Origin of the sequence: Acuticoccus sediminis, from assembly GCF_003258595.1 — a bacterium.
Classification (GTDB): Bacteria; Pseudomonadota; Alphaproteobacteria; order Rhizobiales; family Amorphaceae; genus Acuticoccus; species Acuticoccus sediminis.
Genome location: NZ_QHHQ01000005.1, coordinates 227,435 through 251,917 on the forward strand (window position 1 = coordinate 227,435; position 24,483 = coordinate 251,917).

General features: G+C 69.1%; 25 protein-coding genes. 14 read left to right on the forward strand and 11 right to left on the reverse strand.

Annotated features, from left to right (window positions below; translation table 11 throughout):
• Nucleotides 1-97 precede the first annotated feature (97 nt).
• From DLJ53_RS22660 to DLJ53_RS22675, 4 genes are all read right to left on the reverse strand, one after another.
• A complete protein-coding gene (locus DLJ53_RS22660) occupies nucleotides 98-478 on the reverse strand; it encodes a c-type cytochrome (protein ID WP_111349479.1) in 381 nt (126 codons plus the stop codon).
• 187 nt (nucleotides 479-665) lie between these two features.
• A complete protein-coding gene (gene fghA, locus DLJ53_RS22665; protein ID WP_111349481.1) occupies nucleotides 666-1,505 on the reverse strand; it encodes an S-formylglutathione hydrolase in 840 nt (279 codons plus the stop codon).
• Nucleotides 1,502-1,879 carry a hypothetical protein gene (locus tag DLJ53_RS22670; RefSeq protein WP_111349482.1) on the reverse strand — a complete coding sequence of 126 codons (378 nt, stop codon included), beginning with the start codon at nucleotides 1,877-1,879 and terminating at the stop codon, nucleotides 1,502-1,504. The genes fghA and DLJ53_RS22670 overlap by 4 nt, the downstream gene beginning before the upstream one ends.
• Nucleotides 1,879-2,991: an S-(hydroxymethyl)glutathione dehydrogenase/class III alcohol dehydrogenase gene (locus DLJ53_RS22675; protein WP_111349484.1), complete on the reverse strand. Its 1,113-nt coding sequence runs from the start codon at nucleotides 2,989-2,991 to the stop codon at nucleotides 1,879-1,881. Before DLJ53_RS22675 ends, DLJ53_RS22670 begins: the two co-directional genes overlap by 1 nt.
• A gap of 180 nt (nucleotides 2,992-3,171) precedes the next feature.
• Here DLJ53_RS22675 and DLJ53_RS22680 point away from each other — a divergent pair, with 180 nt between their 5' ends.
• Nucleotides 3,172-3,471, forward strand: a complete 300-nt coding sequence (locus DLJ53_RS22680) for a hypothetical protein (RefSeq protein WP_226580105.1) — start codon at nucleotides 3,172-3,174, stop codon at nucleotides 3,469-3,471.
• A 103-nt stretch (nucleotides 3,472-3,574) separates the two neighbouring features.
• Here DLJ53_RS22680 and DLJ53_RS22685 read toward each other — a convergent pair whose 3' ends face one another.
• Complete coding sequence (locus tag DLJ53_RS22685; protein ID WP_202913297.1) at nucleotides 3,575-4,399, reverse strand: quinoprotein dehydrogenase-associated SoxYZ-like carrier; 825 nt, start codon at nucleotides 4,397-4,399, stop codon at nucleotides 3,575-3,577.
• Between the two features lie 80 nt (nucleotides 4,400-4,479).
• Complete coding sequence (locus DLJ53_RS22690) at nucleotides 4,480-5,463, reverse strand: quinoprotein relay system zinc metallohydrolase 2 (protein ID WP_202913298.1); 984 nt, start codon at nucleotides 5,461-5,463, stop codon at nucleotides 4,480-4,482.
• Nucleotides 5,464-5,748: 285 nt separating this feature from the next.
• Between DLJ53_RS22690 and DLJ53_RS22695 the strand changes: the two genes are divergently transcribed.
• The 4 genes from DLJ53_RS22695 to DLJ53_RS22710 all read left to right on the forward strand — a co-directional run bounded on the left by DLJ53_RS22695 (nucleotide 5,749) and on the right by DLJ53_RS22710 (nucleotide 9,874).
• Nucleotides 5,749-7,590, forward strand: a complete 1,842-nt coding sequence (locus DLJ53_RS22695; RefSeq protein ID WP_111349910.1) for a methanol/ethanol family PQQ-dependent dehydrogenase — start codon at nucleotides 5,749-5,751, stop codon at nucleotides 7,588-7,590.
• 127 nt (nucleotides 7,591-7,717) lie between these two features.
• A complete protein-coding gene (locus DLJ53_RS22700; RefSeq protein WP_111349490.1) occupies nucleotides 7,718-8,230 on the forward strand; it encodes a c-type cytochrome, methanol metabolism-related in 513 nt (170 codons plus the stop codon).
• 196 nt (nucleotides 8,231-8,426) lie between these two features.
• The gene (locus DLJ53_RS22705) at nucleotides 8,427-9,275 is read left to right on the forward strand and encodes a substrate-binding domain-containing protein (RefSeq protein WP_111349491.1); all 849 of its coding nucleotides are present in this window, start codon (nucleotides 8,427-8,429) and stop codon (nucleotides 9,273-9,275) included.
• A gap of 5 nt (nucleotides 9,276-9,280) precedes the next feature.
• The gene (locus tag DLJ53_RS22710; RefSeq protein ID WP_111349492.1) at nucleotides 9,281-9,874 is read left to right on the forward strand and encodes a PQQ-dependent catabolism-associated CXXCW motif protein; all 594 of its coding nucleotides are present in this window, start codon (nucleotides 9,281-9,283) and stop codon (nucleotides 9,872-9,874) included.
• 180 nt (nucleotides 9,875-10,054) lie between these two features.
• Here the strand turns inward: DLJ53_RS22710 and DLJ53_RS22715 are convergent, their stop codons facing one another.
• The 5 genes from DLJ53_RS22715 to DLJ53_RS22735 all read right to left on the reverse strand — a co-directional run bounded on the left by DLJ53_RS22715 (nucleotide 10,055) and on the right by DLJ53_RS22735 (nucleotide 14,408).
• On the reverse strand, nucleotides 10,055-10,891 hold the full coding sequence (locus DLJ53_RS22715) for a class I SAM-dependent methyltransferase (RefSeq protein ID WP_162409485.1): 837 nt from the start codon (nucleotides 10,889-10,891) through the stop codon (nucleotides 10,055-10,057).
• A gap of 162 nt (nucleotides 10,892-11,053) precedes the next feature.
• A complete protein-coding gene (locus tag DLJ53_RS22720) occupies nucleotides 11,054-11,668 on the reverse strand; it encodes a hypothetical protein (protein ID WP_111349494.1) in 615 nt (204 codons plus the stop codon).
• 4 nt (nucleotides 11,669-11,672) lie between these two features.
• Nucleotides 11,673-12,101 carry a cupredoxin domain-containing protein gene (locus DLJ53_RS22725; RefSeq protein WP_111349495.1) on the reverse strand — a complete coding sequence of 143 codons (429 nt, stop codon included), beginning with the start codon at nucleotides 12,099-12,101 and terminating at the stop codon, nucleotides 11,673-11,675.
• Between the two features lie 41 nt (nucleotides 12,102-12,142).
• The gene (locus DLJ53_RS22730; RefSeq protein WP_202913299.1) at nucleotides 12,143-13,114 is read right to left on the reverse strand and encodes a PQQ-dependent catabolism-associated beta-propeller protein; all 972 of its coding nucleotides are present in this window, start codon (nucleotides 13,112-13,114) and stop codon (nucleotides 12,143-12,145) included.
• 112 nt (nucleotides 13,115-13,226) lie between these two features.
• Nucleotides 13,227-14,408, reverse strand: a complete 1,182-nt coding sequence (locus tag DLJ53_RS22735) for an ABC transporter substrate-binding protein (protein ID WP_111349496.1) — start codon at nucleotides 14,406-14,408, stop codon at nucleotides 13,227-13,229.
• A gap of 179 nt (nucleotides 14,409-14,587) precedes the next feature.
• Between DLJ53_RS22735 and DLJ53_RS22740 the strand changes: the two genes are divergently transcribed.
• The 9 genes from DLJ53_RS22740 (at nucleotide 14,588) to fdhF (ending at nucleotide 24,470) form a co-directional block, all read left to right on the forward strand.
• Entirely contained in the window at nucleotides 14,588-15,211 is a 624-nt protein-coding gene (locus tag DLJ53_RS22740; RefSeq protein WP_202913300.1) for a DUF3280 domain-containing protein, read from the forward strand.
• 69 nt (nucleotides 15,212-15,280) lie between these two features.
• Nucleotides 15,281-15,496 (forward strand): hypothetical protein, encoded by a 216-nt coding sequence (locus tag DLJ53_RS22745; protein WP_111349497.1) that lies wholly within the window; start codon nucleotides 15,281-15,283, stop codon nucleotides 15,494-15,496.
• Entirely contained in the window at nucleotides 15,493-16,296 is an 804-nt protein-coding gene (locus DLJ53_RS22750; RefSeq protein WP_244935137.1) for an ABC transporter ATP-binding protein, read from the forward strand. Before DLJ53_RS22745 ends, DLJ53_RS22750 begins: the two co-directional genes overlap by 4 nt.
• Nucleotides 16,293-17,093: an ABC transporter permease gene (locus DLJ53_RS22755; protein WP_111349498.1), complete on the forward strand. Its 801-nt coding sequence runs from the start codon at nucleotides 16,293-16,295 to the stop codon at nucleotides 17,091-17,093. Before DLJ53_RS22750 ends, DLJ53_RS22755 begins: the two co-directional genes overlap by 4 nt.
• Before the next feature lie 108 nt (nucleotides 17,094-17,201).
• Entirely contained in the window at nucleotides 17,202-18,215 is a 1,014-nt protein-coding gene (locus DLJ53_RS22760) for an ABC transporter substrate-binding protein (RefSeq protein WP_111349499.1), read from the forward strand.
• 150 nt (nucleotides 18,216-18,365) lie between these two features.
• Entirely contained in the window at nucleotides 18,366-19,043 is a 678-nt protein-coding gene (locus DLJ53_RS22765) for an ABC transporter permease (RefSeq protein WP_202913325.1), read from the forward strand.
• A gap of 7 nt (nucleotides 19,044-19,050) precedes the next feature.
• Complete coding sequence (locus DLJ53_RS22770; protein ID WP_202913301.1) at nucleotides 19,051-19,779, forward strand: ABC transporter ATP-binding protein; 729 nt, start codon at nucleotides 19,051-19,053, stop codon at nucleotides 19,777-19,779.
• A gap of 180 nt (nucleotides 19,780-19,959) precedes the next feature.
• Nucleotides 19,960-21,669 (forward strand): NAD(P)H-dependent oxidoreductase subunit E, encoded by a 1,710-nt coding sequence (locus tag DLJ53_RS22775; RefSeq protein WP_111349918.1) that lies wholly within the window; start codon nucleotides 19,960-19,962, stop codon nucleotides 21,667-21,669.
• Nucleotides 21,666-24,470, forward strand: coding sequence for a formate dehydrogenase subunit alpha (gene fdhF / locus DLJ53_RS22780; protein WP_111349504.1), 2,805 nt, complete (start codon nucleotides 21,666-21,668; stop codon nucleotides 24,468-24,470). Before DLJ53_RS22775 ends, fdhF begins: the two co-directional genes overlap by 4 nt.
• Nucleotides 24,471-24,483: the final 13 nt, after the last annotated feature.

Sequence of the window (24,483 nt, forward strand, 5' to 3'; positions counted from 1 at the left end):
GGCGGGCGGTTCGGCCGCCTCAGGCCGCAGGAGAGCCGGCCACGCCGCGACCCGGGCGGGTGCGGCGTGGCGCGCCGTCGGCGGGCGCCGTCCGCGATTACTGGGAGAAGGTCGCGAGGTAGGCGATGACGTCGGCGCGCTGCTCCGGACGCCGCAGGCCGCCGAAGGCCATCTTCGTGCCCTTCACGACGGTGCGGGGATTCTCGAGGTACTGGTCGAGCAGCGCCTCGTCCCAGACCTTCCCTTCGCCGAACGAGACCATGGCCGGGGAATACTGGAACCCTTCCATGTGGCCGGGCTGGCGGCCGATGATTCCGTTGAGCTCGGGGCCGATCTTGTTCTTGGCGCCCTCGCCGACAGCATGGCACGCCATGCACATGCGGAAGACCTTCTCGCCGGCGGCCGGGTCCTGCGCCATCGCCGGCGGGGCGACGGCGAGCGCGGCGAGGGCCGCGGCGGCGAGCACATGCTTCTTCATTGTGTTCCTCCAAACTAGACGTGGAATTGTTCTAGGGCAGCGGCGGCAAAGCGCGACATGAAATCGCGCAAAGTCGGGGTGCCATCGTCCGAAAGTGTCGAAAACCCCGGCCGGTCGTGCGCCGCGTTCCCGGCCCGGGCGCAGGCGCGCCCGTCCCGATCGACACCCCGCGGCCTCGGACCCATCGTTAGGCCGCCAGACGCCGGGCGTGCCAGGCGATGTGATCGGGCATGAAGGTCGAGATGAAGTAGTAGGAGTGGTCGTACCCCGGCTGCATCCGCAGTGTGAGGCCGATCCCCGCGTCCGAACACGCCCTGGCGAGGAGCTCGGGCTTGAGCTGATCGGCGAGGAACGTGTCCGCCTCGCCCTGGTCCACCAGGATCTCCGGGAACCGCGCCCCGTCCTCGATCAGCGCAACGGCGTCGTGACGGCGCCACTTGGCGGGGTCGGGGCCGATGTAGGCGGGGAAGGCCTTCTGCCCCCACGGCACCTGCGACGGGGCGACGATGGGCGCGAACGCCGAGAGCGAGCGGAAGCGGGAGGGATTGCGCAGCGCGATCGTCAACGCCCCGTGCCCGCCCATCGAGTGGCCGAAGATCCCCTGCCGGTCGAGGTCCACGGGGAAGTTCGCCGCGACCACCTCGGGAAGCTCGACCTCGATGTAGGTCTTCATCCTGAAGTGAGTCGCCCATGGCTTCTGCGTGGCGTCGACGTAGAACCCCGCGCCCTGGCCGAGGTCGTAGGCCTCGTCGTCGGCGACGCCCTCCCCGCGCGGGCTGGTGTCGGGGCAGACCACGATCAGCCCGGCCTCGGCCGCCGCCTTGCGGTACTCCCCCTTCTCCATGACGTTGGCGTGGGTGCAGGTGAGACCGGACAGGTACCAGACCACCGGGCAGGGCCCGCTGTCGGCCTGCGGCGGGAGGAAGATCGCGAAGGTCATCTCCGTCCCGGTCGCGCGGGAGGTGTGCCGCGCGACCAGCTGTCGGCCGCCGTGCGCGGCGAAACGCGAGAGGATCGACACCGTCATTGGGCCGTCACCTCGCCGAGCAGCATGTTGCGGTAGTTCTGCGCCACCTTCGGGTGGAGCGGCCAGTTGATGCAGCCGCCGCCGTAGGGCTTCACGATCTTCAGGTAGAAGACGTTCGTGTCGCCGATGGCGATGGACACGGTCTCGTCGGGATGGCGGGCGGTGAAGTCGGTCAGCGCCTTTTCCGCGCCGGGGGCGAGACAGAAGGTGAGCCCGCCCGTCTCGTGCGTCTCGACGCTGACGAGGTCGTCCCGCGGCACCACGTAGCTGTCGCCCTCGACCGTGAAGGACAGCGGCTCGGCGGCAGCCGCGTACGCGCTGGCGATGTGGACGGCGAAGAGCGCCGCCACACCCAGCCGGACCAGCACCGACATCAGTAGACGACCACCGCGCGGATCGACTTGCCCTCGTGCATGAGGTCGAAGCCCTTGTTGATCTCGTCGAGCGGCATCGTGTGCGTGATGAGGTCGTCGATGTTGATCTTGCCGTTCATGTACCAGTCGACGATCTTCGGCACGTCGGTGCGGCCACGGGCGCCACCGAAGGCCGAGCCGCGCCACACGCGGCCGGTGACGAGCTGGAAGGGCCGCGTGGAGATCTCCTGCCCCGCGCCGGCGACACCGATGATGACGCTCTCGCCCCATCCCTTGTGGCAGCACTCGAGCGCCTGGCGCATCACGTGGACGTTGCCGATGCACTCGAACGAGTAGTCGGCGCCGCCGTTGGTGAGGTCGACGATCGCCTGCACGACCTTGTCGCGGCCGACCTCGTCCGGGTTGATGAAGTCGGTCATGCCGAACTTCTTGGCGAGCGGGACCTTGGAGGGGTTGAGGTCGACGCCGATGATCTTGTCCGCGCCGACCATCTTCGCGCCCTGGATCACGTTGAGGCCGATGCCGCCGAGGCCGAAGACGACGACGTTGGAGCCGGGCTCGACCTTGGCCGTGTTGACCACCGCGCCGACGCCCGTCGTCACGCCGCAGCCGATGTAGCAGATCTTGTCGAACGGGGCGTCCTCGCGGACCTTCGCGACGGCGATCTCGGGCAGGACCGTGTAGTTCGAGAAGGTGGAGCAGCCCATGTAGTGGAAGATCGGCTTGCCTTCGAGGGAGAACCGGCTGGTGCCGTCGGGCATCAGGCCCTGGCCCTGCGTCGAGCGGATCTTCTGGCACAGGTTGGTCTTGGGGTTGAGGCAGTATTCGCACTCCCGGCACTCGGGCGTGTAGAGGGGAATGACGTGGTCGCCCTTCTTCACGCTGGTGACACCGGGACCGACGTCGACGACGATGCCCGCGCCCTCGTGGCCGAGGATGGCCGGGAAGATCCCTTCCGGATCCGCGCCGGAGAGGGTGAATTCATCGGTATGGCAGATACCGGTCGCCTTGACCTCGACGAGGACCTCGCCTGCCTTCGGACCCTCGAGCTCGACCGTCGTGACCTCGAGCGGCTTGCCGGCCGCAATGGCCACGGCTGCACGCGTTTGCATGGATTCCCCCGTCCCTATGTCTCAGTTGCACAGTCCGACCGATGGCTGGACAACGGCGCCAACTAGGGCAAAGGCGCGTGCCCGAAAGCAAGGTGGAGGAAAGTCGTAATGCCGGATCTCGCCAACTTTGGATTGAAAGTCTGTGTGATCGCCGGCCTGGTGTGCAGTGCACCGGGCGCGATGGCGGACGACGCGGTGCGCCGCGGCCCGGACTACCCGACGGTGGCGATCGCCGACTACGTCCTCGGCTGCATGAAGGCCAATCAGGAGACGCGCACGGTCCTGGAGCAGTGCTCTTGCTCGATCGACGTCATCACCACCCTGATTCCCTACTCGCGCTACGAGGAGGCCGAGGCCTTCCTCAGCCTCGGCCAGATCTCCGGCGAAAGGGGCGTGATCTTCCGCACCAGCGAGGAGTCGAAGGCGGCCGTGCAGGACCTGCGCCGCGCCCAGGTGGAGGCCGAGCTGCGCTGCTTCTGACCCCACCCTCGCCCGGTCGGCGAAGCACCCGGAACGGCACGAGCGAGGGCGCCGCGGACCGGGCGCCCTCCCCGCGGGTCGACGGACGCGGCGGCAGCCGGCCTCAGGACCCCGGAACCGGGAAGGTCTGGCCGAAGTCGTTGCCTTCCGTGTCCGTCGCCTCGACAACCAGCGGCTCGCCGTTCGATACGAACGCGAAGCGGAAGTTCGGGTCCTCGGAGATCGAGATCCCGCCCTCCATCGTCAGCACCAGCGCGTTCCCCTGACGGATCGTCACGTTCGAGACGAAGTGGGCGGGTATGTAGAACCGCGTCACCTGGTCCATCTGCAACCCGGAATTGTTCGGGTGGCGGATCATCAGCTGCGCCGTCGCGTGGATCGGATCGGGCGTGGCGTCGATGTCCGTCAGCGGACGGCCGAACCAGCGCATCTTCATCTTGCCGATGTTGGCGTCGGCGACGTCCTGGTCCTTCGCCATCGGCGCCGCGCAGCCGCCGGACGCCTTCACGTAGGTCTCCGCGACGTGCAGCGAGCCGTCCGACAGCTCGGCGACCACGTGGACCGGCGTGTAGGCGTTGATCCTGACGCGGGTGGCGATCGCGGTGACGTTCGCGCCCTCGCCGAGGGTGAAGGTCGCGGCGACCGGCGCGGGGTTCTCGTCGATCACCAGCGTGATCTTCGCGACGTGGCGCGGGTCGCCCTGCGGCACGTCGGTGCGGATCGTGACCGGCACGATGGCCGCGTCCTCGGCCCTGTAGGGCGCCTCGATGGCGATCAGCCCGTCGTCCTTCATCGCGGTATCGCCGAAGAGGCTGCCGCGGATGTCGGACCACGCCGTTCCGTCGCTCTCGGCCGCGAGGGCCGCTCCGCCCGCCAGCGTGCCCGCGACGAGCGCCGCTGCGAGGGTCCCCTGTCTCAAGATCTTCATCATCGGATCCTCCCGCCACTCTCTACTTTATTGTCCCATCTGCCCGCCGCGTCCCGGTCCCGCGGATCGGCGCGTGCGGCCTACTCCCACTCCAGCTCGGCATAGGCGGCGGTGACGTTGCGCTTGTGGAAGGCGTCCACCAGCACCCATGTGCCGCCCGGTTCGGGCGCGTCCTCCACCGCCTGCGCCATCGGCCGCCCGGCCGCGATGGCCTCGCGGACGCCGGTGGCGACGGCGTCCAGGTAGCGGCGCTGCGCGTTGAGCGCCTCCGGCCAGTCGGCGCTGGCGGGACCGTGGCCCGGGACCACGCGCGCCGCCTCGATCGCGGCCAGACGCGGATGCAGCGCCAGCCAGCCGGCGATGCTCCCGTCCACCACAGGTAGATGATGCATGAAGACGAGGTCTCCGGCAAACAACGTTCCCGTGTCACGGTCGAGCACGGTGAGATCGTTGTCGGTGTGCGCGGTCGGCCAGGCGTCGAGCTCGAGGACGCGCCCGCCTAGGTCGATCTCGCGGTGGTCGTCGACCGCCTCGTTCGGGAGGACCACGTCCTCCGGCCCGGTCAGCGCCGCGCCGATGTCGCGCTCGGAGATCTCGAGGTAGTAGGCGGCGCGGGCCGCCAGCGAGCGCCCGAGCTTGGCGTGGCCGAAGAACTCGGGGTCGGCGCCGCCGGGGCCTGTCCCGCGGAAGGCCGCGTCGCCGAAGACGTGGTCCGGGTGCATGTGCGTGTTGACGACGGCGAGCACCGGAAGGTCCGTCTCCGCCCGGATGGCGGCGAGCAGCCCGGCGCCGACCTCGACGCTGCCGCCGGTGTCGACCACCGCGACCCCCTCGCCGCCGACGATGAAGCCGAGGTTGGCGATGTCGCCGCGGTTGACGCCGTCCGCCAGCGCGACCGCCCCTTCGTGCACGAAGACGCCCGGCGCGACCTCCACCACCGCGAGCGCCGTCGCAGCCGCCGCCGGACCCGGCGCGCCGCCGGCGACCATCAGGAGAAAGAGGGCCGCGACCCTCGCCGGACGCCCCCTCGCCGGACCATGCCGCGCCGCACCGAAACCTAGCACTTTAGTCGTAATATACTTTGAAGGGCGGGCGGAGGGGGATGTCTTCGAGACAATCCATCTTGCGGACAGTGGCATCTTTGCAAGTCGCTTTTGTTCACACGATGCGCAACTGTATCATCCGCAAAGTATACAGCACAGACGCCTTGAGCAGCTGGACTTTGGTCGTATGCGTCAGGACGTTCAACGGTCTTGAAGTCCCATTGCAATCTCTGGCGAGATCATGATGGGATACCGCATCGAACCGGGGGGTCTCACCGCCGGGACAAGATCGATTGGGAGGTGCTGATGAAGCGATTTATATTGACCTCGGCTTGCAGCGCTTTGGCGCTCGCGGTCGCCTCGACGGCAGTCGTCGCCAACGACGACCTCGTGAAGATGGAAGGCAACTCGGCCGACTGGGTCATGCCGACCGGCAACTATGCCAACTGGCGCTATTCCGAGCTCGACCAGATCACCAAGGACAATGTCGGTCAGCTGCAAGTCGCCTGGACGATGTCGACCGGCGTGCTGCGCGGGCACGAAGGGTCGCCCATCGTCATCGGCGACATGATGTACTTTGCCACACCGTTCCCCAACAACGTCTTCGCGATCGACCTCGCGAACGAAAACAAGATCAAATGGAAGTACGAGCCGAAGCAGGACCCGAACGTCATCGGCGTGATGTGCTGCGATACGGTCTATCGCGGCGTCTCCTACGCCCCGGCGAGCGGTGACCAGCCGGCGCTGATCCTCCTCCAGCAGGCCGACACCAAGCTCGTCGCCCTCAACGCCGAGGACGGCTCGGTCGTATGGGAGGTGACCAACGGCGATCCCTCCAAGGGCCAGACCGCCACGATGGCGCCGATGATCGTGAAGGACAAGGTCATCACCGGCATCTCCGGCGGTGAGTTCGGCGTTCAGGGCCACATCACGGCCTACAGCCTCGCCGACGGCAGCCAGGTCTGGCGCGCCTTCTCCACCGGTCCGGACGACCAGACCCTGCTCGATCCGGAGAAGACCACCCACCTCGGCAAGCCTGTCGGCAAGGATTCCGGCACCGCCACGTGGGAAGGCGACCAGTGGAAGATCGGCGGCGGCACCACCTGGGGCTGGTACTCCTACGATCCCAAGCTCGACCTCATCTACTACGGCTCGGGCAACCCCTCGACCTGGAACCCCGCGCAGCGCCCCGGTGACAACCGCTGGTCGATGACCATCTTCGCCCGCGATCCGGACGACGGCATGGCCAAGTGGGTCTACCAGATGACCCCGCACGACGAGTGGGACTTCGACGGCGTCAACGAGATGATGCTCGCCGACCTCGACTTCGACGGCGGCAAGGTCCCGGCCCTCGTCCACCCGGACCGCAACGGCTTCAACTACACCCTGAACCGCGAGACGGGCGAGCTCCTCGTCGCCGAGAAGTACGACCCGGCGGTGAACTGGGCGACCCACGTCGTCATGGACAAGAACGACCCGCAGTACGGTCGTCCGCAGGTCGTCGCCGATTACTCGACCGAGCAGAACGGCGAGGACGTCAACACCACCGGCATCTGCCCGGCGGCGCTCGGCACGAAGGACCAGCAGCCGTCGGCCTACTCGCCGAAGACCGGTCTCTTCTACATCCCGACCAACCACGTCTGCATGGACTACGAGCCGTTCCGCGTCTCCTACACCGCGGGCCAGCCGTATGTCGGTGCCACCCTGTCGATGTATCCCGCGCCGGACAGCCATGGCGGCATGGGCAACTTCATCGCCTGGGACGCCACCAAGGGTAAGATCGTTTGGTCGATCCCCGAGCAGTTCTCGGTGTGGTCCGGCGCTCTCGCCACCGCCGGCGACGTCGTCTTCTACGGCACCCTCGAGGGGTACCTGAAGGCCGTCGACATCGAGACGGGTGACGAGCTCTACAAGTTCAAGACCCCCTCCGGCATCATCGGCAACGTGATGACCTACGAGAACGACGGCAAGCAGTACGTGGCCGTTCTCTCCGGCATCGGCGGCTGGGCCGGTATCGGCCTCGCGGCCGGTCTCACCGACCCGAACGCGGGTCTGGGCGCCGTGGGCGGCTATGCGGGCCTCAAGCAGTACACCGACCTCGGCGGCCAGCTGACGGTGTTCGCGCTCCCCGACAGCGCCACGAAGTAATCGCGGAGAGTCGCCGGCACCCGTCGCCGGCGGCTCCACCGCTTGCGCAACGCACACGTGTCAAACGGGGCGGTCCCATGAGCGGCCGCCCCATTTGCAAGGCACGCAGTTCCCAAAGGTGCAACCAATGATAAGACGCGTACTCATCGGGGCAGCCCTCCTCGCCGCGACCACGGCCGCCTTCGCGGTCGGCCCCGGAGATCCCAAACCGGCCGAAGACGTCGACGGAAAGTACTTCGACGCTGACGGTGTCCCCACCTTCAACATCGCCGAAGACGGCACGGTCGACTGGTACACCTACTCCGGTTTCCGCCGCTACCACGCCGAATGCCACGTCTGCCACGGACCGGACGGGATGGGGTCGAGCTACGCGCCGGCGCTCGCCGAAAGCGTCGCCAATATCGACTACTACACGTTCTACGAAGTCGTCGTGAACGGCAAACAGGCCGTCGGGACGGGTCAGGCCAACCAGGTCATGCCCGCCTTCGGCACCAACCCCAACGTCATGTGCTATCTCGACGACATCTACGTCTACCTGAGGGCCCGCGCTCAAGGCGGCCTGCCGCGCGGCCGGCCGGCCAAGAAGGAGGCCAAGCCGGACGGATTCGTCGAGGCCGAAAATGCCTGTATGGGAGGCTGATCCCCGCCCGCATGCCTCGCGGCACGCCCCCGGCGCGCAACGGAGCGGTCTGTCCGTGGCGCCCTCCCCCGGGACGGGCGCCGCCGTCGGGTCCCGCGTGACCGCCGGGCTGCCCTCGCCCGCCGCTGCGGCAACCGGCGCGCTCCGGCCCGGCCGGCTGCCGGCCGCACGCCACGTCGGCCGCGCGGTCGCCCGCATGGCGCTCGCGGGCCTAGCGGCCTGCATCGCCGGGGCACTCTCCCCGCACGGGGCGCTCGCGCAGACCAACAGCCTCGGCGCCGACCTCGAGCTCGTCGACCCGACCGTGCTGCGGGTCTGCGCCGACCCCGATAACCTCCCCCTCTCCAATGAGGCGGGTGAAGGGTTCGAGAACAAGATCGCCGACCTCGTCGCCGAGAAGACCGGGCGGGAGGGTGTCACCTACGCCTTCTTCCCGCAGGGCGTCGGCTTCGTGCGCAACACGCTGCGCGCCTTCCAGTGCGACGTGATCATCGGCTTCGCCCAGGGCAATGAGCTGGTCCAGAACACCAACCCCTACTACCGCACGTCCTACGCGCTGGTGGTGCCGGAGGATTCGCCCCTGGCGGGCGTCACCAACCTCTCCGACCCGGTCCTGAAGGACGCCAGGCTCGGCGTGGTGGCCGGGACGCCGCCCGCGACGAGCCTGGCGCGCAACGGCCTCATCGGCCACGCCCGCCCGTACCAGCTCATGGTGGACACGCGCGTCGACCACCCGGTCGCCGACATGTTCGCCGACCTCGCCGCCGGCGAGATCGACGGCGCTCTCGCCTGGGGGCCGATGGCAGGCTGGTACGCCAAGAAGTCCGCCAAGCCGCTCGTGATCATCCCCCTCGTCCACGAGGACAACGGGCCGCGCATGACCTACCGGATCACCATGGGCGTGCGCCCCTCCGACCAGGAGTGGAAACGCACCCTCAACGAGGTCATCCGGGACAATCAGGACCAGATCAACGCGATCCTTCTCGACTACGGCGTGCCCCTGATCGACGAGCAGGGCCGGCCGATCACACGAGGCCCGGATTGAGGCGTATGCGCCCCCCGTCACGCCTGGCAGCGGCGTTCCTCGCCGCGGCCTCCCTCATCCTTGCCTCCGTCGCCGCGGTGTCCGTCTCCGCCACCGTACCGGCCCGGGCCGACGTCGTGCCCGAGCCCGAGGACTACCGCGGCCCGCCCTACCGCGCCCCCGTCCCGGCGACGCTCGTTGGCGCCTCGGTGCTGACCACCGCCGAGGCGAAGGCTCTCTGGGAGATGAAGGCGGCGCTCTTCGTCGACACGCTCCCCACGCCCAAGCGGCCGGCGAACCTTCCCGAGGGGACGCTCTGGCGCGCCCCGCCGCGCGAGGACGTCCCCGGCAGCGTCTGGCTGGCCAACACCGGCTACGACCGTCTCTCCACCGAGATGGACGCCTACTACACCGCAGCCCTCGCGGAGATTACCCACGGAGACGCGGACGCGCCCCTCGTCTTCTACTGCCTGTCGGAGTGCTGGATGTCCTGGAACGCCGCCCGGCGCGCGCTCGAGTACGGCTACACCAACGTCAGCTGGTACCCCGAGGGCACCGACGGCTGGTCGAACTCCGGCCTCCCCCTCGAACACCGCGAGCCCTACGAACTGACGCGCTGACGCGGCCCGGCCCCGGCGGCGCCGCACGATCGCCGCCCCCCTTTCCCGGCCACGGCGCCACCCCGACTCGCCCCCCTTCGACCGGGACTGCAGGCGCGTCGTGGTACCGGCCCGCGTGGGCGGCACAGTACCGCGCCGACGGGGCCGGAGGACGCCGGGACGCGCAGTGCGCGAGGGAAACTAGTGTGCCGGCTCGCCGGCCGGAGCGGCGTGGAGCGGGCGCATCGCGACGCAGTGGATGAAGGGGATGTAGGACATGGGGATCCCCTCGCGCGCGGCCTCCTCAAGCTCGTCCTGCACCTTTTCCAGCGCCTCGCGCGAGGCGAGGCCGGCGACCAGCAACTGGTCGCCGATGACCCGCAGGAGCTTCGGGTAGACCGAGCGGTCCTCGTCGGACACGAGGATGGGCTCGTAGCCCGCCATCTCCACGATCTCGAGGCCGGCGCGGGTGGCGAAGCGGGCGAGGTCGTCGCCGATGTCGAAGTGGAAGCCCCCCTGTTCGCCGAGGGCGATGTACCAGCGCCAGAGGCTCTCCACCCCGCGCGGCAGCGCGTGACGGAAGATCGCCGACATGGCCGGCTCCTGGAAGATGATGAAGCCGCCCCGCTCCAGCGCCGCCGCCGCGCGGGCGTAGACGTCCCAGGGATCGCGCGTGTGATGCAGCACGGCGCGGCCGAAGACGAGGTCGAGCTCGGCGGGAAACGCGTAGTACTCGGCCGAGGCGTGGACGAAGGTCACGCCGTCGTTGCCGGTCTGGTCCAGGCGCTGGCGCGTGTAGTCCAGGAAGGCGACGCCCTGGTCGACGGTGGTGAGCGTCCCGGTCCGCCCCAGGATCTGGCGGATGCTCTGCGTCGAGGAGCCGACGCCGCAGCCGAGCTCGACGCAGTGCATGCCGGGGCGCACGTACCGGGCGAGCAGCGGGTCGGTGCACCGGTCGAGGTAGTGCGCCTGGTTGTGGAGCCGCCGCGTCTCCTCCGCGGTGAGCGGAAGCACGTAGCCCTGTTTCTGCATGGACATCCGCGCGCCTCGCATCGAGGTGGACCGCGCCCCCTCATCGACGAACGACGCGCGGGGCCGAATATTCCCACATTCGACCTCAAAGCGAAACTCGATTGCGCTGCAACCAGTCCGGTCGTGCGGCGCCGAGCACCCCGCGCCACCCCGCAGCGCGGCGGCGCCTCAGTTCGGCATCGCCTTCACGATGGCGCGGCCGAGAGCGAATAGGCGCTGCTCGACGAAGCGCGGCACCTCGCAGACATAGGGGAGCGAGGCGCGCCGCTCGTTGTAGATGCGCGTCTGCCAGTCGAGCGCCGTCTTGGCCTCGTCGATGGCCGCGGCGTCCGCGTTCGGGTCCTTGCGCAGCGCGCCGAGCTCGCTCGCCATGGAGCGTACCTTCTGCGCCACCTCGCGCTGGCGGTGGGCGTAGCGCTCGATGCCGTCGATGATCTGGCCGCGCTCGGTGTTCATCGTCTCGAACAGGCCGGCGAACAGGAGCGTCAGGCGCTCCGTCTTGTCCGCGTCGAGTTCGGCCGCGAACGCTGCGATGTCGGCCTCCGCCTCCTCGATCGGCACGCGGCGCTGGGAGAGGCGGCGCACCAGCGCCGCCACCTCCTCGTCGTCGCGCCAGTCGGCCTCCAGCGCCTCGATGTCGGGACCGGTCCAGACGGCGGCCGGCGTCAGCGCCGGCACCTTGCGCTGCACGCAGGGCCAGTCGGACGTCCCCTGTCCCGCCGCGACGGCCGGGGCAGCGGCGATCACGGCGGCGAGGAGCGCAGCAAGGCGCAGGGAGGCCATGGCCCTAGTCCGTCACGTTGAAGATCGCCTGCTGCGACTCGCCCGTCGTTCCGGGGATGCGCAGCACGAAGCGGCCGGGCCGGATGGCGATGAAGGAGATCGTCGCCTCGCCCTCGTCGTCGAACTCCAGCGAGTCGACGCCGAGCGGGCGGATCTCGATATCGTTGATGACGACCTCGTTGATCCAGACGTTGCGGAAGAACTCGGGTCCGGACAGCGCCAGCTCCGCCGACCCGTCCGCCTGGATCGGCAGCTCGTAGTACTTGCCCGCCTTGATCTCGTACGGCTTCTCGGCGAGGGGCTTGCCGGACGACAGGGTGATCGGCGGCAGGTCCTCCGCGCCGCCGGTGAGCAGCCCGGCCTGGCCGAAGGCGGGGCCCGTGGCGAGGATGGCCGCGAACCCGAGGGCGGCGGTGATGGCGGTCGGCTTCATGGGTCGTTCCTCTTCTTTTCGTTGTGTCGTTGCGGCGGGATCTATTCCGGGCGCGCCACCACACCCCAGGGGAACTCGCCCACCTGGACGGTGTTGACGACCTCCCGGTCGGCGACGTCGATCACCGAGACGTCGTTGGAGACGCCGTTCGTCGTGAAGAGGAGGTCCTGGTCCGGCGAGAAGCCGAGCTGCCAGACGCGCTGCCCGACGAGGAGATAGTCGAGCACCTCGTAGGTCGCGGGGTCGATGACGGCGACGCGATTGGCCGGCCCCAGCGCGACGAAGGCGATCGACATGTCCTTGGCGATCGCGATGCCGACGGGCTGGATCGCCTCAGGGCGCAGGCCGGGAACCTCGAAGGTGATCTTGTGCGTCACCTTGTGCTCCACCGGGTCGATGACGCTCACGGTCCCGCCGATCTCCGACGAGACCCACACCTCCGAGCCGTCCGACTTGAACTCGGCGAAGCGCGGGCGCTGGTCGACGAGCACATTGGCGGTGATCTCGTGGCTCTCGGTGTCGATGAAGTGCGCCATGTTCGTCGTCTCGGACGTGTTGACGATGTACGTCCCGTCCGGCGACACGCCCATTCCCTCCGGCTCCACGCCGACCGGAATCTCGCTCACCATGGAGCGGCTCTTCAGGTCCACCACGGTGACGAGGTTGTCGTCCTCGTTGGCGATGTAGAGGTGCACGCCGTCCGGATGCAGCACGAAAAGCTCCGGATCCGGGCCGGACGGCAGCGTGTAGAGGCGCTCGTAGGTGTCGGTGTCGTAGACCTCCACGGTGTCGTCGTCGCCGACCGCCACCAGCAGGTGCTTGTTCCCGTCCGCCACGGTGATGCCGCGCGGGCGCTGGCCGACGTCGATGGTCTCCACCACCGCCATGGTCTCCGAGTCGATCACCGACACGGTGTTCGATTTCTCGTTCGAGACGAAGATCTTGTAGGCTGCGGCCTCGCCCGCCGAGGCCACGAGGGCCATCGCGGCGATGGCGCCCATCAACGTGCGCATGCGCTCCTCCCAGTCGAACGCGTTATGGGCCGCGGCGTCTGTCGCGCCGTTCCGGCCGGATCAGGTCGTCGGCCCGTCCCGTCCCTTCAGGCCGTCCCCATTGCGGGTGCGGTCACGAGGCGCAGCGGCTCTCGGCCCGGTCGTAACCGAGCGTGTCGAGGAACGAGGTCGGGTGCAGGAAGCCCTCCTGCGGCGAAACGGACACGACGAACTTGTCGCTCGTCAAAAGGATCGGCTGGCGGAGCTGGCGGTTCCAGTCGCGGATGGTGAGCGCCTCGCCTTTGAAGGCGGCGAGCTCGAAGTCGGGACCGAGGATGTACTGGCGGATCGCGGCCGGGTCGCTGGTGGAGGCGCGCGTCGCCGCCTCGCCGACCGCGCGCACCGCCATCCAGGCGAGCATGTCGACGGCCTGCATGCGGCGGTTGAACGCGTCGCGGAAGCGGTTCTGCACCTGGATGCCCGCCCACTGCTCGTGCGCCGGGCTCCACGCCGTCGGCACGAGCCCTGCGGTACCGGCGACCGGACGCGGCGACCAGGTGTTGTAGGGAACGTAGGTGCCGAACACCTCGCTCTCGTCGGCGACGATGACGACGTCGTGCTCGGGCGCGCCCTGCAGGAAGACCGGCAGGCGGCGCTGGACCTGGACGTGGCCGCTGTCGGTGGTGCGGGCGCCGCCGGTGTCCTCGAAGACGCGCTCCTCGACGATACGGCCGCCGAACCGGGCGGCGGCGCGCTTGATGGCGGCGGCGAACGCGGCGTCCTCGGGGTGCGAGCCGGTGACCAGGAACCACCGGTTCCACTTTTTCCAGGCGAGGAACTGGGCGAGCGCGTCCGCCAGCATCGCGCGGCTCGGCACGATGTGGACGACGTTGGCCGGGCAGGTCTCCACCCTCAGCCGGTCGTCGGGGGCGCCGACGTTGAAGACGAGCATGTCCCGCTCGGCCGCGGCGGCCGCGACCTCGACGAGTTCCTCGGCCGGAAGGTCGACGACGGCGGCCGCGGCGCCCGCCTCGGCGAAGGCGTCGATGGCGGCGAACGCGTCCTCGACCGCCTCGACCGGCGCCGGCAGCAGCTTGTACTCTTGGCCGGTGAAGCGCCCGGTGGTGTTGTTGTCGGCGATCGCGAGCTCGGCGCCGGCAAGGCCGAAGTCCGCCGTCGGCCGATCGAGGATCGACAGCGTGAGCTCGCGCTCCGCCGGGAAGATGTAGCCGATGGAGATACGGTCGGCCTCGGCCGCCATCACGGCCGGAGATGCCCCCAGCCAAACGGCGACAAGGAGGCCCAGCCCTGCCATCGCGCGGGCCAGTTGGCTCCTCACTTTTCCACCCTAAGTCTTTATTTCGTTATTGTTACACCGAACACGCATCCTCAGCCGAAGCCAAATTAGACCCCAAGTCAACGGTTTTGCCGTGCGACTATAGTACAAGTGCAGTTCCGCTCAGGCGATCTATTCCTGAACTGACTGGCGGCACGATGGTGGGCCCGATCATGGGAACAGAACGGTTTTCGGCGCGAGACGGCCCCGGCATCATCGCCGGGGTGATCGGCCGGGGTGCGACCATCGTCCGCAGCGGCTCCGCCGCCGGAGTTTTGGTCGCGGTGCTGACGGGAACGGCAGCTCTCGGAGCAGCGGACACGAAGGTCGCCCGGCCGGAGACCCGCGTCGCGGTCTTCGAGTTCGAGTTGATCGACTATTCGCGCGGCGGGACGCTCGTCGCGACGGCCGAGGATCCGGCCGAGACCCGGCGCCTCGATCTTCTGACCGGCCAGCTCCGTGAGGCGATCGCCGCCGCGCCCGGATTCGGCGTCGTCGACATCGCGCCGGTCGCCGCCGAGGCGGCCGAGCGGAACCTACAGCATTGTGGCAATTGCGATGTTTCGTTTGCCGATCGTTTGGACGCGGATTGGTCGGTCACCGGAACGGTTCAGAAAGTCTCGAACCTTATCCTCAACATCAACGTATACGTGAAGGACGTCGACACCGGTGAGATGCTACAGGCTATGAGCGCGGACATCCGCGGCAATACGAACCAGTCCTGGCAGCGCGGGCTTGCATGGCTGATCCGCAATCGTTTGAGCCTGAAAATACCAGAATAGGCCCGAACGGGCATTCCGTTTGCACCCTGAAGGCGTCAACCAAGACTTTAGTTCAGTGCAAAGGGACACATGATGCCGATCATCCAACTTGTGGTGGCCGTCTGCCTCAACACCAATCCCTCGGTTTGCAGCGAAGAGCGATTTTCGTTCCTCGAGCAGACGACACCGCAATCCTGCACGATGCGGGCCATGCCCTACCTTGCCCAGTGGGCGGGTGAGCACCCGCAGTACAAGATCAAGAGCTGGAAGTGCAGCTATCCGAAGGCCGACGAACAGGACGCTTGATCGACCCGGCGCAGCCCGCGCTGGAGGTTGATGACGTCCATCACACCTACGGGCGCAAGGCTGCGCTGAAAGGCGTGTCCTTTTCCATCGAGCCGGGGCGCTTCACCGCCCTGCTCGGACCGAACGGCGCGGGCAAGACGACGCTCTTCGCGCTCCTCACCCGTCTCCTCGCGCTCCAGTCGGGCAGCATCAGGATCGAAGGCACGGACATCCGTGCCGGGTCCGCCGCACTCGCCCCCCTCGGCCTCGTGTTCCAGCAGCCGACGCTCGACCTCGACCTCAGCGTCCGGCAGAATCTCACCTACTTCGCGGCGCTGCGCGGGATCGGCCGGCGCGACGCCAGGGCCCGCATCGAGGCCGAGCTGACACGGCTCGAGATGGCCGAGCGCGCCAAGGAGAGCGTGCGCGCCCTCAACGGCGGCCACCGCCGGCGCGTGGAGCTGGCACGCGCCCTCCTGCACAACCCGTCGATCCTGCTGCTCGACGAACCCACCGTGGGCCTCGACGTCGAGTCCCGCGCCAAAATCTGCCAGCATGTCCACGCGCTCGCCCGCGAACGCGGCCTCGCCGTCCTCTGGTCCACCCACCTCATCGACGAGGTGTGGCCGGACGACGACCTCATCGTCCTCGGCGGCGGCGAGATCCTCGCCAAGGGTGTCGCGCGCGACATCGTCCAGTCCACGGGCGCGGCGGACCTTGCCGGCGCCTTCACCCGGCTCACCGGCGCCGCGTCCGCGACCGCGCCCACCGTGGACGCGGCTCTGGAGCGGGCCTCCCGCAAATCGGCAGGTGGGGCATGAGCGCCTATGTGCGGGCCGGTGTCGGCATCACCCAGCGCGAGCTGCTGCGCTTCGTCCAGCAGCGCGGCCGCTTCATCGCCGCCCTGGTGCGGCCGCTGGTCTGGCTCATCGTCTTCGCGGCGGGCTTCCGCGCGGTCCTCGGCGTCGCCATCCAGCCGCCGTACCAGACCTACATCACCTACGACGTCTACATCGTCCCCGGGCTGATCGGCATGATCCAGCTCTTTAACGGCATGCAGTCCTCCCTCTCGATGGTCTACGACCGCGAGATGGGGTCGATGCGGGTCCTGATGACGACGCCTCTGCCGCGCCCGTTCCTGCTGTCGGCCAAGCTGATGGCGGGCGTCATCGTCTCGATCGTTCAGGTCTACGCCTTCCTCGCCATCGCCGCGATGTTCGGGATCACCTTCACCTGGCAGGGCTACGTCGCGATCTTCCCCGCCCTGATCCTCAGCGGGATGATGCTGGGCGCGGTCGGGATGTTCCTGTCCTCGGCGATCAACCAGCTCGAGAACTTCGCCGGGGTGATGAACTTCGTCATCTTCCCGTCCTTCTTCCTGTCCTCGGCGCTCTACCCGCTGTGGCGGATGAAGGAATCGAGCCTTATCCTGTGGCAGATCTCCTCGGCGAACCCGTTCACCCACGCCGTCGAGATGCTGCGCTTCGCCCTCTACGGCAAGGCCAACTGGACGGCGGCGGGGATCGTCGCGGCCGTCCTCGTCGTCTTCCTCGTCCTCGGACTTTGGGGCTACGACCCGTCCAAGGGCTTGCGTGTTCGGGGCCGTCCGTCAGACTGAGCGCGCGGCGCCGGCTGCGGCCGGGACCATCGGGGCGCCTGACGGCGCCCGACGACAAGGCGCCTCGAAGCGCCGGATTACGGCACGCAAGGTGCCAGGGAGTGAGACATGACACGCTTCGGCCGATCGCTGATCGCCCTGGCCGCGCCCATACTGGCGGCGGCGGTGACGGGCGCGCTGCTCGCGGCGGGTCCGGCGTACGCGGAGGGACCGGTCGTGCGCCTCGCCCTCCTGAAGTTCGGCACCGTCAACTGGGAGGCCGACACCATCAAGCGCGAGGGCTACGACGAGGCGAACGGCTTCACCCTCGAGATCGTCCCCTTCGCCGGCGCCAACGCGACGCAGGTGGCGCTGCTGTCGGGCGACGTGGACATGTCGACCGGCGACTGGCTCTTCGCCTCGCGCCAGCGGGCGATGGGCGCGCCGATGACCTTCATCCCCTACTCCACGTCGATGGGCGGGCTGATGGTCCCCTGCGACTCCGGCCTGAAGTCGCTGGAGGACCTCGAGGGCAAGACCATCGGCGTCGCGGGCGGGCCGCTCGACAAGAGCTGGCTGATGCTGATCGGCATGGCCGAGGGCGAGCTCGGGTTCGACCTCAAGGGCAGGACGCGGCAGGTGTTCGGCGCCCCGCCGCTCCTCGCCGAGAAGCTGCGCCAGGGCGAGCTCGATGCCGCGCTCAACTACTGGCACTACAACGCGCGGCTGGAGACGGAGGGCTACTGCGAGCTTGTCTCCGCCCAGGACGCGGCGGAGGCGCTCGGCGCCAGGGGCAAGCTGTCGGCCATCGGCTACATCTTCAACGAGGAGTGGGCGGACGCCAATCCGGAGCTCGTCGCCGGCTTCCTCGCCGCCTCGCGCGCCGCGAAGGCGCACCTTCTCGAGGACGACGCCGCCTGGGAGCCGTTACGCGAGGCGATGAACGCCGAGAACGACGCCGTCTTCGAGACGCTGCGCAAGCGCTGGCGCGAGGGGATCCCCACCGGCGACGCTGCGCGCGAGGAGGCCGACACCGCCGCCGTCTACGCCTACCTCGCCAAGGCCGGCGGGACCGAGCTCGTCGGTCCGGCGACCGAGATGGCGCCCGGGACCTTCTGGTCCGGCCTCACCGCCGGCAACTGAGCCGATGCAACGCACATCATGACCGACGCACCCACCGCCCTGGAGCACCGCGCCGCGCTGGCACGCCCCCGCGTCCTGTCGCCCCGGCTGATCGCTACGGCGCTGTCGGTCGCGGCCTTCTTCGCGCTCTGGCTCCTCGGCACCTGGTGGATGGGGCCGCGCCTCTGCCCGAGCCCGGTCTCCGTGTTCGGCTTCATCGCCAGCGAGACCGCCTCCGGGGAGCTCCCCTACCACCTCGGCGTCACCCTCGCGCGTGTCGCGGCGGCGTTCGTCATCGCGATGGCGGTCGGGACCGCCGCCGGGCTGGCAATGGGCCGCTCGACGCTCGCCAACACGCTCGGCGAGCCGTGGCTGATCCTCCTGCTGAACGCCCCTGCGCTCATCGTCATCGTCCTCGCCTACATCTGGATCGGGCTGACGGAGAGCGCGGCGATCCTCGCGGTGGCGCTCAACAAGATCCCGAACGTGACGGTCACGATCCGCGAGGGGGCGCGGGCGATGGACCCGGCGCTGATGGAGATGGCGAAGGTCTACCGCTTCTCGCGCGGCAAGACCCTCGCCAACGTCACCCTGCCGCAGCTCCAGCCGTACATCGCCGCGGCCGCCCGCTCGGGGATCGCGCTGATCTGGAAGATCGTCCTGGTGGTGGAGCTGCTCGGCCGCTCCAACGGCGTCGGCTTCCAGATCCACCTTTATTTCCAGATGTTCGATGTGCGTGCGATCCTCGGCTACACGCTGGCGTTCGTGGCCATCATGCTCGTGGTGGAGTTCTTCATTGTCCAACCGCTCGAGGCTCGCGCCAATCGCTGGCGGCCCAGACCCGTCTGAGGCTCCGGTGGACGGATACTCCGTCGATATCCGCACCAAGGCGCACCGCGACGCGGACGGGCGCGCCGTGGCGGTGCTCGACGGCCTGGCCTTCACCATGCCGCACGGCACCTTCACGGCGCTGATCGGCCCGTCGGGGTGCGGCAAGACGACGACGCTGCGGATCCTCACCGGGCTCGACACGGACTTCGCCGGCACCGTCGACCCGGCACTCGGCGAGGCGCGGATCGCCGTCGCCTTCCAGGAGCCGCGCCTCCTCCCCTGGCGCACCGTGGCCGACAACGTCGCCCTCGCGCTGCCGGACGAGGCGGACAAGGCCGCGCGCGTCGCCGCCGCGCTCGAGGACGTCGGCCTCGGCGGGCTGGGCGAGCGGTTCCCGGCGGAGCTGTCGCTCGGCCAGGCCCGCCGCGCGGCGCTGGCGCGCGCCTTCGCCGTCAAGCCCGACGTCCTCTACCTGGACGAGCCGTTCGTGTCGCTCGACGAGACCAGCGCGCAGAACCTGAGAGCGCTGCTGCTGTCGCTCTGGGCGCGCAATCCGATGACGATCCTGATGGTCACGCACAACGTCCGCGAGGCGATCCAGCTTGCGGATCAGATTGTTCTTCTGAGCGAGCGGCCGGCCCATGTGGTCGACGTGGTGTCGGTTCCGCTTGCCCGCAATTCACGAGATTCCGAAGCGATTTCGGGCTTCGCTGCGACGTTGTCACGCAAGTATCCGACTATAGTCGCGCTCTGAGACCGGGCGGCGGGCTTTACCGTTTCTTGGAATTGCTGGACAACGAGGCATGACCCGACCGGCAACCTCAGCACGAGTTCGACACCGGTTAAGTGACCGGCCCGTCAGATATATGGCCGTTCCGGGGGCAGCCGCGCGAGGCAACGCCCGCGCCAGCGATGGACGCGCACACTGATGGACATGGACGGACGTTCCGCTGATCACTCGGCGGGTCGCGGACCGCGTTCCGGACCCGCCCGGCGCAATCCGAGCGCCCCGAAGGGCCGCCAGGTCGACGAGGCGACCGTCGAGGATGTCCGAGCCATCCTGCGTCCCATGCCCATCCGCCGCGACCTCCTGATCGAGGCGCTGCACGTCGTCCAGGACCGGGTCGGCTACATCCACGCCCGCCACATCGCCGCGCTCGCAGAGATCTTCCGCCTCTCCCAGGCCGAGGTACACTCGGTGGCGAGCTTCTACCACCACTTCGACATCGTGAAGGAGGGCGAGCGGCCGCCGCCGTCGGTGACGGTGCGCATCTGCGACGGTCTCGCCTGCCAGCTCGCCGGCGCCGCCGCACTCCTGGACGCCATGAAGGCCGCGACCGACCCGGCACGGGTGCGCGTCGTCGCCGCCCCCTGCATCGGCCGCTGCGACGGCGCTCCGGCGGCCCACGTCGGCCGCCGCGCCGTCGACCGCGCGACCCTCGCCGGCCTGACCGAGGCCCTCGCCGGCCCGAAGTCGCCCGTCATCGCCAACTACGAGACCCTCGACGCCTACCGCGAAGGAGGCGGCTACGCGATGCTCGCCAGGGTGCTGTCCGGCGAGATCACCGTCGACGGCGCGATCGCCACGCTTTCGGACGCGAAGCTGCGCGGGCTCGGCGGCGCGGGCTTCCCGGCCGGGCGCAAGTGGGGCGTCGTGCGCTCCTACCCCGGACCGCGGCTGATGACGGTCAACGGGGACGAGGGCGAGCCCGGCACCTTCAAGGACCGCTACTGGCTGGAGCGCCGCCCGCACCTCATGCTGGAGGGCGCGCTGATCGCCGCCAGGGTGGTCGAGGCGGAGCGCATCTACCTCTACATGCGCGACGAGTACCCGGGCGTCCTCGAGATCCTGCGCCGGGAGATCGCGGCGCTCGACCGCGCCGGCCTCACCGCCCACGCCCCGATCGAACTCCGGCGCGGCGCCGGCGCCTACATCTGCGGCGAAGAATCCGCGATGATCGAGTCCATCGAGGGCAAGCGCGGCCTGCCGCGGCACCGCCCGCCCTACATCGCCGAGGTCGGCCTCTTCGGCCGGCCGACGCTCAACCACAACATCGAGACGCTGCTCTGGATCCCGGCGATCCTCGCCGAGGGCGCGGAGGCGTTCGCCTCCAAGGGGTGGAGCGGCGATCACGCGGGCCTGCGCTCCTATTCCGTCTCCGGCCGCGTGAAGGAGCCCGGTGTCAAGCTCGCCCCCGCCGGCATTCCGGTCATCCGCCTCGTCGAGGACTATTGCGGCGGCATGGCGGACGGGCACACCTTCAAGGCCTTCCTGCCGGGCGGCGCCTCCGGCGGCGTCCTCCCGGCCTCGATGGCCGACCTGCCGCTCGACTTCGGCACCTTCGAGAAGCACGGCGGCTTCATCGGCAGCCATGCCGTGATGGTCCTCTCCGACCGGGACTCCGTCGGCGACGTCGCCCTCAACCTCATGCGCTTCTTCCGCGACGAGAGCTGCGGACAGTGCACGCCCTGCCGTTCGGGCACCGACAAGATGGTGCGCATGCTGGAGGCGGGCGGCCTCGACCGCGAGCTGGCGCAGGAGCTGATGCTCGTGATGCGTGACAGCTCGATCTGCGGCCTCGGTCAGGCGGCCTCCAATTCGGTCGCCCACCTCATCAAACACTTCCCGGAGGACGTCCCATGAACGCACCCGCGAAGGACCTGAAGTCGATCGCCTTCACGCTCGACGGCGAGGAGGTGGAAGCGCTCCCGGGCGAGACGATCTGGGACGTCGCGATGCGCCTCGGCAAGGAGATCCCCCACCTCTGCCACCGCCCGAAGCCCGGCTATGCGCCCGACGGCAACTGCCGCGCCTGCATGGTCGAGGTCGAGGGCGAGCGCACGCTGACGGCCTCCTGCGTCCGCCATCCCGCTGCCGGCATCAAGGTCGCAACGTCCGGCGAGCGCGTGGAGAAGAACCGCGCCCTCGTCTTCGAGCTGCTGGCCTCCGACATGCCGGACCGCGCGACGAGCCCGGACCCCGACGCGCCGTTCTGGACCCAGGCCGCCCTCACCCGGGTCGGCGACCGGCGCCGCTTCCCCTCCACCCGCCCCGGCGCGGGCAAGGCCATCCCGGTCGAGAGCATCTTCCGCGACAACTCCCACCCCTCGATCGCGGTCAACCTCGACGCCTGCATCGCCTGCAACCTGTGCGAACGGGCCTGCGTCGATGTCCAGTCCAACGACGTGATCGGCATGATGGAGCGCGGGATGGGCGCGCTCCCCGCGTTCGACGCGCACGACCCGATGGGCCTTTCCACCTGCGTCGCCTGCGGCGAGTGCGTCCAGGCCTGCCCGACCGGCGCGCTGATGGAGCGCACGGTCCTCAACGCCGACGCCACCAGCCGCGCCGTCGTCGCCGAAAAGGTGGTCGAGAGCGTCTGCCCGTTCTGCGGCGTCGGCTGCCAGACCGAGATCTCGGTCAAGGACAACCGCATCATCAAGGTCGACGGGCGGGACGGTCCGGCGAACCGCAACCGCCTCTGCGTCAAGGGCCGGTTCGGCTTCGACTATGTCCTCAGCCCCGAGCGGCTGACCAGACCGCTGGTCCGCCGCGAGGATGCGCCCAAGCGGGCCGACGCGAGCATGACCTTCGCCGACATCCCCTCCGTCTTCCGCGAGGCCACATGGGAGGAGGCGCTGGAGCGCGCGGCGAAAGGCTTCACCCGCATCCTCGAGACGCGCGGCAGCCCCGCCCTCTGCGGCTTCGGCTCGGCCAAGGGCACCAACGAGGAGGCGTACCTTTTCCAGAAGCTGATCCGCCAGGGCTTCGGCACCAACAACGTCGACCACTGCACGCGCCTGTGCCACGCCTCGTCGGTCGCCGCGCTCATCGAGGGGGTCGGCTCGGGCGCCGTCTCGGCCCCCTTCACCGCGGTCGAGGACGCGGACTGCATCATCATCATCGGCGCACGCCCTGCACAGAACCACCCGGTCGCCGCGACCTTCTTCAAGGCCGCAGCCAAGCGGGGCGCCAAACTCATCGTCATGGATCCCCGCCGGCAGGGCCTGATGCGATACGCCACGCACCCGGTGGTCTTCACCCCCGGGCGCGACGTCGCCCTCCTCAACGCGATGCTCAACGTCATCATCACGGAGGATCTCGTCGATCGGCAGTACGTGCAGGCCAACGTCGACGGCTACGAGGCCCTCGCCGCCAAGGTGATGGAATTCACGCCCGAGGCGATGGCCGAGGTCTGCGGCGTCCCGGCCGAAACGATCCGCGACATCGCCCGCGCCTACGCCACCGCCGAGCGGTCGATCATCTTCTGGGGCATGGGCATCTCCCAGCACGTCCACGGGACAGACAACTCCCGCGCCCTCATCGCCCTGTCGTTGATCACCGGCCAGGTCGGCCGCGACGGCACCGGCCTCCACCCGCTGCGCGGCCAGAACAACGTGCAGGGCGCGTCCGACGCCGGCCTCATCCCGATGCTCTACCCTGACTACAAATCCGTCGAGGACCCGGACGTGCGCGCCCACTACGAGGACGCCTGGGGCCGCGCCCTCGATCCCGTCACCGGCCTCACCGTGGTCGAGATCATGGACGCCGTCGAAGCCGGCAGGATCAACGGCATGTACGTGATGGGCGAGAACCCGGCGATGTCGGACCCGGACCAGAACCACGCCCGGTCCGCCCTCGCCCGGCTCGACCACCTCGTGGTGCAGGACATCTTCCTCACCGAGACGGCATGGTTCGCCGACGTGATCCTCCCGGCCTCCGCGCAGGCCGAGAAGTGGGGCACCACGACGAACACCAACCGGCAGGTGCAGATGAACCGCGCCGCCATCGCCCCGCCTGGCGAGGCGCGGCAGGACTGGGAGCTGATCGTCGCGCTCGCCAACGGCATCGGCCTCGACTGGCGGTACGGCGGCGTCGACGAGGTCTATGCCGAGATGGCTAGCCACATGCACTCGCTCGACAACATCACCTGGGAGCGGATCGACCGCGAGCACGCGGTGACCTACCCCTCTGCCGGACCGGACCTCCCGGGCGCCGACATCATCTTCCGCGAGGCCTTCCCGACGCCGACGGGCCGGGCCCGGCTGGTGCCGACCGACCTCGTCCCGCCGGACGAGATGCCCGACGCCGACTACCCCCTCGTCCTCACCACCGGGCGCCTGCTGGAACACTGGCACACCGGGGCGATGACCCGCCGCTCCGCCGCCCTCGACGCGCAGGAGCCGGAGGCCATCGTCGCGATGCACCCGAGGGACATCGGCGAGGGCGGCCTGACCCCCGGCCAGAAGGTCCGCGTGGAGACCCGGCGCGGCGCGATCACGCTGACGCTGCGCGCCGACCGCGACGTGACGCCGGGGATGATCTTCATCCCCTTCTGCTTCAACGAAGCGGCGGCGAATTTCCTGACGAACCCGAAGCTCGACCCGTTCGGCAAGATCCCCGAGTTCAAGTACTGCGCCGCGCGCCTCGGCCCCGCCGCCTGAACCTGCCGGCCGC